The 2,218-nt window shown below is 73.5% G+C and carries 1 protein-coding gene; it reads right to left on the reverse strand.

Features of this window, described 5'->3' with window-relative positions:
• Positions 1-84 precede the first annotated feature (84 nt).
• Positions 85-2,218, reverse strand: a 2,134-nt coding sequence (locus tag ACFVIM_RS34760) for a LuxR C-terminal-related transcriptional regulator (RefSeq protein WP_384310282.1), incomplete at its 5' end; no start/stop codon positions are given.

Here is a 2,218-nt window from a genome sequence, read left to right on the forward strand (position 1 = left end):
CCTCCGCGCCGACCGCCCCACCCGGCCGCCCACCGGCCCCGTTGGACGGGGCTCGGTGTGCCGGAAACCGGTGGGCGGAGGGTGTCACCGCTGGGCGGCGCCCTCGGCCAGCCTGCCCGCGAGCTGCGTTCTGCGGGTGACGCCGAGCTTGCGGTAGGCCCTGGTCAGATGGGTCTCCACGGTACGGCGGGCGAGATGGAGGCTGGCGCATATCTGGTCGTTCGTCAGACCCTGGACGGCCAGTTCCACGACCCGTCGCTCCGCCGGGCTGAGGCAGGAGAGATGGCGCGCCGCGCGCTGCGGAAGGTGGCCGACGGCCGCGTACAGCGCCGACTCGACGGTCGCGATCAGGCGCGGTGTCGGTACTCCTCGGGGCACGGCCGCACCGTCCCTGAGTCCCGCGGGTTCCCTGAGCCCGGCGGATTCCTTGAGTCCCGCTGGTTCCCCGAGTTCCCCAGTGCCTCGGGGAACGCCGTGGTCGTCGTGGTCGCCCTCGGGTAGCCGGGGGAGACTTCGCGCGAGTTCCAGCGCCTCTCCGAGCGTGGTGCGGCCCTTGCGGCTCTGCCCCAGGGCGAGCTGCGCCCGCCCGAGGTCGGTCAGGGCCTCCACCAGCTCCACCGGGGCCGGGGCCGTGCTGAGGACACTGACGGCCTCCGTGAGGGTCTCGGTCCTGTCGCGGCTGCCGAGTGTCAGCGCCCGCGCGTGCAGGGCCGTCCCGATATGCCGGGCGGCTCCCCAGGCGTGGGCGTAACGCAGCGCTTCGTCGGCCAGGTCCCGGGCCTGTGTCATCCGGCCGAGCCGGACGAGGGCGTGAGCGGCCCCGACGCGCCAGGGCTGGCCCACGGGGTTGACGAACAACCGCGTGCTGGTGCGCGCGCCGCACTCCAGGTAGCTGGTGAGGGCCTGCTCGGCGTCGCCCGAGTCCAGCAGGATCCTGGCCCGGGTGCACACCACCTCGTCCCAGTTCCAGGAGGAGTGCGGAGGGACCTCGCCGAGTGCCCGCAGGTGGCGCAGAGCCCGTTCCGGATAGCCCAGCTCGTGCCAGGCGTGCGCGGTCAGGGCGCGGAGGTAGGGCAGGCGTATCGACGCGTCGCGGACGGACCGCAGCAACGGGGTCGTGGCGGCGATGAGCTGGGGGAAGCGGCCCGACTTGCGCTCCACCGTGGCAAGGACGACCAGCAGGTTGAGGTGCCCCTGATCGGTGACGTCGGGCAGCTCGGGCGGTGCTGGCAGGTCGCGCGCCACGAGCGCGCGCGCCTCGTCCAGGAGGTCCGCCCATTCGAGGACGGCCGCCCCGGTGGAGGCGAACCCGGTACGCAGCAGCGGATGGACAGGGGCGTTCAGGCGTGCGGTGACGCGGTCGGCGGCGGTGCGCATGTCGATCATGCCGGAGCCACCCTCGTAGAGCGTCAGCAGGGTGCACGCCATGGGTTCCACGGACGGCGGGGCGACCCGGGCCAGTTCGCTCAGGTCCTTGTAGGCGTGCTCCCAGCGCAGCGGGTCCTGGGTGGTCAGACCGGCCACGCCCACCCTGACCATGGCGAGAAGCTGTTCGTCGTCGAGGGCGCGCCCGGTCTCCTCCAGGATCCGGATGGCTGTCTGCACATGCCCTTGTGCCACCAGAGCCCCGCCCAGTGCCTGCGAGATGGCGACGGGGTCATGGCAGTCCGCCTGGCGCAGACTCTCGCGGAGCCTGCGGGTTCCCGCCTCCGAGGAACGCAGCATGTCGAGGGCGCTCAGACGCAGGGTGAGCGCGCAGTGCCGGGCGGGCTCCACCGGCCCGGTCAGGGCGTGACGCAGCAGACGGGCCGCGTGCTCGGGGTCGGGTTCGCCGGCCCGCAGCGCCTGCGTGGCCGCCTCCTCCAGGGTGTGCGCCAGCCAGGGTTCGCCGCTCTGCGGAATGCGCAGCAGAAGATCGGCGACGTCGGTGGCGGACTCGCCGCGTCGATAGAGGAACTGGGCCAGCCGGTGTCGCAGCGAGGGGAGTTCGCCGTCGTCCACCGGCAGGGCGAGGACGGTTTCCCGTACGGCCGGTGCGGTGAGCGGCGCGACGAGTTCGGCGATACGGACGGTCAGCGAGGGAGAGTCCGGGGGCAGCCCGGCCACGGTGGCGACCAGTTCCGGATCCGGGACCGTGGCCTCCGGCTCGGGGACGTCGGCGTGGTCCCGGAGCGGTGGGGGAACGCGGCCGGACTCCGCGTCGGCCCGCGCCGGGCGC

Origin of the sequence: Streptomyces sp. NPDC057638, from assembly GCF_042800315.1 — a bacterium.
In the GTDB taxonomy this organism is placed as follows: Bacteria; Actinomycetota; Actinomycetes; order Streptomycetales; family Streptomycetaceae; genus Streptomyces.